Genomic DNA, 7,070 nt, shown 5'->3' with positions numbered 1-7,070 from the left:
TCGGGGTCGGCCAGCACGGACCGACGCAGAAATAGTCGACGGCGTCGTCGGCGATCGCCGCGTGGGCCTGGTCGGGATCGTGGGTGGAGACCCCGACGATCACGTCGTCGCCGACGATGCGCCGCGCCTGCTCAGGCCGCAGATCACCCTGACCGAGATGCAGGACGTCGGCGCCGGCGAGCAGCGCGATGTCGGCGCGGTCGTTGACCGACAGCAACGCCCCGTGTGCGTCGACGACGCCGCGCATCTCCGCCAGGATCGCCAACTCCTCACCGGCCTCGAGAGCCCCGAACTCCCGCTCACCGGGAGATCCCTTGTCGCGCAACTGGATGAGGTCGACACCACCGGCCAGGGCGGCGTCGACGAACTCCAGTAGATCTCCGCGTTCGCGTCGGGCGTCGGTGCACAGGTAGAGCCGCGCGGCACGCAGACGTGCCCGCCGTGGATCGTCGGTGGGGTCGCCGTCGCGCGCAATCCGGTTCTCTCGGGGCATGTCTCACAGGCTAGGGCACGGGCGTACCCGCACCCATCGCCGCGCTGTTAGGGTGGAGGACACGACACGGGAGTCCGGGGTACGCCGGGCTGAGAGTGCGGGACGCCCCCGCTGACCGTCACACCTGATCCGGATCATGCCGGCGAAGGAAGGACTGCAGAGCATGAGCACCCGAGCATGACCCCCGCCGACCGCACGGACACCGCGGGCGGCGCACGCCGCACCCTCGCCGTCGTCGGCGGCGGAATCATCGGGTTGACCTGCGCACTTGCCGCCGCCGATGCGGGCTGGCAGGTCACCGTCGTCGACGCCGGCCGAAACCGGCGCGCGGCGTGGGTGGCCGGCGGGATGCTGGGCTCCCTCGGCGAGGGCCACCCCGGTGAGGATGCGTTGCTCGCGATCTCCGAGCGGTCGGTCCGCCGATGGCCGACGTTCATCGAGCGACTCGGCGACCCGCGGATCGCCACCGCCGCCGACTCGCTGTTCGTCGCGACGACCACCGCCGACGCGGCCTACCTGACCCAACTCGCCGACTTCGTGTGGTCGACCCGCCCGCACGCCGTGGATCGGCTCAGCCGCATCGACGCCGCCGGGGTCCGGGCACGGGAACGGGCGATCGGCGCGCGGGTGCGCGGCGGCTATCTCGCGACAGGCGAAGGGGCCGTGGACAATCGGCGACTGCTCGCCGCCCTCGAGTCCGCGTTGGTCGCCGCCGGTGGCCGCATCGGCACGGGCCGGGTGACCGATCTCGCCGACCTCGACGACGCCGATCAGATCCTGCTCGCGGCGGGCGCCGGGCTGGCCGATCTGTGGCCCGCAGCGCCGATCCATCTCGCCAAGGGTGAGGTGCTGCGGCTGCGCGCCGACCGCATGACGGTGCCACCTCCACGTCATGTGATCCGGGCGCGGGTCGACGGGCGCATGGTGTATCTGGTGCCCCGTCACGACGGAATCGTGGTTGGCGCAACCCAATACGAGGGTGACATCGAGGAGTGGCGCTCGGGCGAGCCGCTGCCGCAGGCCGTCGGCGTCGCCGAGTTGCTCGCCGACGCGATCGAGGTCTTCCCCGGTGCCCGCGATTATGCGCTCGTCGAGGCGACAGCGGGATTTCGCCCGTGTTCACCCGACGGATTGCCGATCATCGAGCGGCTCGACGAGCGGACCGTCGTCGCCGGCGGCCATGGGCGCAACGGAATCGTGTTGGCGCCGTACACCTCCGAGGTGTTCCTGGAGTTACTCGCCGACGACGGGGCGCTCGTCGGCGTGCGCGAGGAGAGGAGTACGACATGACGATCACGGTCAACGGTGCCGACGGCCCGCTTCGTCCGGGTGGTTCGGTGCGCGACCTGTTGACATCGATGGGTTTGCCGGACAAGGGGATCGCGGTGGCCGTCGACGGCACGGTGGTCCCGCGCAGCCGATGGGACACCGTCCTCGACGACGGTGCCACCGTGGAGGTCGTGACGGCGGTGCAAGGTGGCTAGTACCACGAAGGTGGCGCCGACCGACGGTTCACCGGACACCGATGTCCTGCGGATCGCCGACCGCGAGTTCACGTCCCGACTGATCATGGGTACGGGCGGGGCGAGCACCCTCGACGTGTTGTCACGTGCACTGGTGGCCTCCGGTACCGAGCTGACGACCGTCGCGATGCGGCGGGTCGACGCCGGTAGCACGACCGGCGTCCTGGATGTGTTGCGGCGCCTGGGGATCGCGCCCCTGCCGAACACCGCGGGCAGCCGCACCGCGGCCGAGGCGGTCCTGACCGCGCAACTGGCCCGAGAGGCGTTGGAGACGTCATGGGTGAAGCTCGAGGTGGTCGCCGACGACCGCACGCTGCTCCCCGACCCCGTCGAACTGCTCGACGGCGCAGCGCAGTTGGTCGACGACGGCTTCACGGTGCTCGCCTACACCAACGACGATCCGGTGCTCGCGGCGCGACTCGAGGATCTCGGGGTCGCCGCGGTGATGCCGCTGGGTTCGCCCATCGGCACCGGGCTGGGAATCCGCAATCCGCACAACATCGAGATGATCGTGTCGGCCGCCGGGGTACCGGTGGTCCTCGACGCGGGCATCGGCACGGCCAGTGACGCCGCGTTGGCAATGGAACTCGGTTGCGACGCAGTTCTTCTGGCGTCCGCGGTGACGCGAGCCGACGATCCCGAGCGGATGGCGGCGGCGATGCGGCACGCGGTCACGGCCGGGCGATTGGCCGCCACCGCGGGCCGGATTCCCCGTCGGCGATGGGCGCTGGCCTCCTCACCGGAGCTCTGACTTGCGCCGTTTGTCGGACGGGCCACTCGTCCGACGGTGCGGGGTCATTCGATGGCAGGCCTGTGGTAACGCACGGTGTGTAGTGTCGTCGGCATGCTGAGTGTCGAGAACCTCACCAAGGACTTCGGCAACGTCCGTGCCGTCGACAACCTGTCGTTCGAGGTCCGCCCCGGGGTCGTCACCGGCTTCCTCGGCCCGAACGGCGCCGGGAAGTCCACCACGATGCGGATGATGCTGGGACTGGACCGGCCGACGTCGGGCCGCGCCACCATCAACGGCAAGCCCTACCGCGAGCTCGACCATCCGCTGCGTCAGGTCGGCGCGCTGTTGGACGCGAAATGGGTGCACCCCAACCGAAGTGCGCGCTCGCACCTGCGGTGGCTGGCCGCGAGCAACGGGATCCCCGCAACGCGGGCCGACGAGGTGCTCGAGACCGTCGGCCTGACACAGGTGGCCCGCAAACGCGCCGGTGGCTTCTCGTTGGGTATGTCGCAGCGGCTCGGGCTGGCCGGTGCGCTGCTCGGTGATCCGCATACCCTGCTGTTCGACGAGCCGGTCAACGGGCTCGACCCGGAGGGCATCGTCTGGATTCGCAACTTCATGAAATCCCTGGCCGCCGAGGGTCGTACGGTCCTCGTGTCGAGTCACCTGCTCACCGAGATGGCACTGACCGCCGAGCGGTTGGTGGTGATCGGTCAGGGGAGATTGATCGCCGACAGCTCGGTGTCGGATTTCACCGCGTCGGCGCGCACGGTCGTACGCGTCCGTACCCCGCAACCCGAACAGCTTCACTCCGCATTGGTCTCGGCCGGACTGTCGCCGCGCCCCGAGCAGGACCCGCAGGGGCGGCCGGTGCTCGCCCTCGACGACATCACCACCGACCAGGTCGGCGACGTCGCCGCGGCCGCGGGCGTCACCGTGCACGAACTCGTCGCGCAGACCGCCTCGCTGGAGGAGGCGTTCATGGCGATGACCGCCCACGCCGTGGAGTACCACGGCGGTAACGAGCATCCGGGCGTGCCCGCGCCTGCGCCGGGTCAGCCGGGCCAGTGGGGGCCACCCGCACAATTCCCGCCCGGGCAGTATCCACCCGGGCAGTACCCACCCGACCAGTACCCACCCGGGCAGTACCCACCGCCTGGTGGTCACCAGCAGCAGGGTCCTCAGAACGGGGGACACCGATGATCGAGTTGTTGCGCGCCGAGCAGATCAAGCTCACCTCCATCCGCTCGCCCTACTGGTGTATGGGCCTCGTGGTGATCCTCAGCCTCGGCGTCACCGGACTGTTCGCGGGTCTGGCCAGCAATGTCAACGAGACCGCCGGGCCCGGCGCCGCCACATCGACCTCGGCCGGTGTCGACGGCTCCGCGCTGACCGTCGCCCTCCTCGGGCTCAACCAGTTCGCCGTCATCGTCCTGATGATCATGGCCGTCCTCGGGATCACCAGCGAATATCGGTTCTCGACGATCCGCGCGACATTTCTCGCGGTGCCCAAGCGGACCTCGGCGTTGTTGGCGAAGGCCACGGTGTACGTGTCGTTGACCTTCGTCACGATGCTGGTCCTTACCGTCATCTGTGTGGGCATCCTGGTCGCGGGCATCGGTGGCTTCGGCTTCGGCGACGCCACCGTCGTCCGGCAGATCTGGGGCGTCCCCGTCTACGCGGCGCTGTGTGTGCTGCTGTCGATGGGGGTCGGCGCGCTGGTGCGGCAGACGGCCGGCGCGATCTCGATCGTGCTGGTGTGGATGCTCGTCGTGGAGACCATCCTCGGCGCGGTGCCCAAGGTGAAGGACTGGATCGGGCCGTTCCTGCCGTTCGCCAACGGGTCCCGCTTCCTCTCCGGGGCCACCGCAGGCGATGACTATCACTGGAATTCCGGGGTCTCGCTGGTGTACTTCGCGGTGTGGGCGGTTGTGGTCTTCGTTGCCGGGGTGTGGTTGGCGAACCAACGCGACGCGTGAACCACCACGGCGCCCGCGGCCGTCGAACAGCTGAACAAGAGCTGCGTTTTAGCTGATAAAAGGACTAAAATACCCACATGGCGAACTGGCCTCTGGTCCAACGCGAGAAAGAATACCGAGCCATCTCCGCCGCCCTGCGGGACGAGACCGCGGTCTGCGGTGTGGTGTTGACCGGTGATTCCGGCGTCGGCAAGACAACGCTCGCGCGCCACGTCACGGCCGGGATCGGTGCGGGTGTGCGATGGGTTGCCGGGACCGAATCGGCCCGCTCGATCCCGCTCGGTGTCTTCGCCCACCTCGTCGGCCCGGCGACGTCGAGCGATCCGGTCACCTATCTCGCGGCGGCCCGTGAGTCGTTGCTCGCCGGCGGTAATGCGGTCATCGGCGTCGACGACGCCCATCTGCTCGACGAGCTATCGGCCACGCTGCTCCATCAGCTCGCCATCGACCGCGCCGTGCACATCGTGGCGACCGTCCGCAGCGGCGAGTCCGTCCCGGACGCGGTGACGTCGCTGTGGAAGGACAACCATCTCCTGCGGATCACCTTGTCGCCGTTCACCAAAGAGCAGAGCGTGGAGTTGGTGGAGTCGGTTCTCGGTGGCCAGCTCGAGGAGCACTCGGCCGATCGGATGTGGGCGGCGTCGGGAGGCAACGCGCTGTTCCTGCGGCATCTCGTCGACGGCGCGCGCCAGGCGAACACCCTGCGTCAGGTCAACGGCGTGTGGCAGTTGCGCGGGCGCGCCGCGATCACCTCCGAACTCGCCTCACTGCTCGACGGGCGCATCGAACAGCTCGACGAGGCGGTGCTGACCGCGCTGAAGTATCTCAGCCTGTGCGAGCCGTTGAACCTCGACGTGCTGGCCGAGGTCGCCGGCGAGGAGGCGGTCGAGCAGGCCGAGATCGACGGGCTCGTGCGCATCGAGCGGGAGGGCCGCGAACTCAATGTCGGCTTCCACCACCCACTGTTCGGCGAGGTGATCCGGCGCAGGCTCGGTTTCGCGTCGTCGCGGCGGTTGCGCGGGAATCTGGTGCGGGCGTTGCGTGAACGTCCGCTCGCGACCCCGTTGGACCGCATCCGGCTGGCCGAACTGGCACTGGAGAGCGACACCTCGGCGGTTGATCTGGGCCTGTTGTCGGCGGCCGCCGACGACGCGCTCAACCTCGCGCAGACACCGATGGGAGAACGTTTCGCGCGCGCGGCGATCGAGGAGGGCGGCGGCCCGGCCGAGGCCGAATTGCTCTCCCGGGCACTCATGTGGCAGGGCCATCCGCACGAGGCCGAGGACATTCTCGCCCACATCGACACCACCGGACTCGACGCGCCGCTGCGACTGCGGATCGGGCTGCAGCGCGTCGGCAACATGTTCTGGGTGATGAATCAGGCCGAGCGTGCCGAGGAGATCCTCGAGAAGGTGCGTGCCGAGGTCGACGACGAGAATCTGCTGCGCATCGTCGACGGCATCGCGTCGGCGTGCGCGCTGTTCGAGAACCGGATCGCCGACGCGATCGCACTGTCCGACGTTGCGCTGGAGTCCCCGGACGCCCTGCCGTGGGCAGTCGAGTGGGGAGTCTTCGGCGGGATGTTGTCGCGGGCATTGTCCGGTCGCGGTGATGAACTCGATCCGCTGGCCCGTCGCGCACGTGAGGCCGAACGCTACACCGACGGGCTGCTCCGGTATCCCGCAGGCATCGGTGAGATCCTCGGGCTGATCCTGTCCGGGCGACTCGACGCGGCCGGCGACGCGGTGCAGCGCTACGTCGCATTCGCCAACACCGCACAGTATTTGAGCTGGGCGATGTCGGGAATCCTGGTGTCGGCGGTCGAGTTGGCGCGCGGTGACTGTGCGTCGGTGGTGCGGCGTATCGAGCAGACCCTGGCGACCCTCGACGGCGACGAGTATTCGGCGTCGTGGAACTTCCCCGCGTATGTCTTTCTCGCCCAAGCGCTCAGTGCGTTGGGCGAGGCGACCCGCGCCGAGGAGGTGCTGGGTCGGGCACGCGCTCGGGACGGGTTGCACGTCGCGGTGTTCCGGCCGATGCTGTGGATCGCCGAGGCGTGGCAGGCCGCGGCCGCCGGCACCGTGTCCATCGGCATCGAACGTGCCTGGGCGGCAGCAGAATTGGCGGCCAAGACCGGGCAGCTCGCCGTGGAGGCGGAGGCGCTGCACACCGCTGTGCGTTTCGGGGATGCCAGCGCCGGCCCCCGCCTGGCCGAACTGGCCGAGCAGATCGATGGCCCGCTCGCGGGCCTCTACGCCCGCCACGCTGCGGCGTATGCTGCCGGCGACGGCATCGAACTCGATGTCTGCGCAGCCGATCTCGAGAAACTCGGCCGTCGGCTG

The 7,070-nt window shown here is 69.3% G+C and carries 7 protein-coding genes and 1 riboswitch; of the genes, 6 read left to right on the top strand and 1 reads right to left on the bottom strand.

The features are described 5' to 3' along the window. Positions 1–493, bottom strand: a 493-nt coding sequence (locus B1964_RS21160) for a thiamine phosphate synthase (RefSeq protein WP_079931170.1), incomplete at its 3' end; no start/stop codon positions are given. 56 nt (positions 494–549) lie between these two features. Continuing rightward, positions 550–661, top strand: a riboswitch (TPP riboswitch). Positions 662–670: 9 nt separating this feature from the next. Here B1964_RS21160 and B1964_RS21155 point away from each other — a divergent pair. From B1964_RS21155 to B1964_RS21130, 6 genes are all read left to right on the top strand, one after another. Then, entirely contained in the window at positions 671–1,783 is a 1,113-nt protein-coding gene (locus tag B1964_RS21155) for an FAD-dependent oxidoreductase (protein WP_079931169.1), read from the top strand. Then, positions 1,780–1,977 (top strand): sulfur carrier protein ThiS, encoded by a 198-nt coding sequence (thiS, locus tag B1964_RS21150; protein ID WP_020172546.1) that lies wholly within the window; start codon positions 1,780–1,782, stop codon positions 1,975–1,977. The genes B1964_RS21155 and thiS overlap by 4 nt, the downstream gene beginning before the upstream one ends. 10 nt (positions 1,978–1,987) lie before the next feature. Then, positions 1,988–2,767, top strand: a complete 780-nt coding sequence (locus B1964_RS21145; RefSeq protein WP_079931168.1) for a thiazole synthase — start codon at positions 1,988–1,990, stop codon at positions 2,765–2,767. A gap of 93 nt (positions 2,768–2,860) precedes the next feature. Then, complete coding sequence (locus tag B1964_RS21140) at positions 2,861–3,952, top strand: ABC transporter ATP-binding protein (RefSeq protein WP_079931171.1); 1,092 nt, start codon at positions 2,861–2,863, stop codon at positions 3,950–3,952. Continuing rightward, the gene (locus B1964_RS21135; RefSeq protein ID WP_006369492.1) at positions 3,949–4,728 is read left to right on the top strand and encodes an ABC transporter permease; all 780 of its coding nucleotides are present in this window, start codon (positions 3,949–3,951) and stop codon (positions 4,726–4,728) included. The genes B1964_RS21140 and B1964_RS21135 overlap by 4 nt, the downstream gene beginning before the upstream one ends. A 77-nt stretch (positions 4,729–4,805) precedes the next feature. Beyond that, a partial coding sequence (locus tag B1964_RS21130; RefSeq protein WP_079931167.1) for an ATP-binding protein occupies positions 4,806–7,070 on the top strand: 2,265 nt, incomplete at its 3' end.

The sequence above is a fragment of the Gordonia sp. i37 genome (assembly GCF_002043085.1).
GTDB classification, from domain to species: Bacteria; Actinomycetota; Actinomycetes; order Mycobacteriales; family Mycobacteriaceae; genus Gordonia; species Gordonia polyisoprenivorans.
Note: the sequence above shows the minus strand (reverse complement) of the source record. Positions and strands in the feature narration are given on the sequence as shown.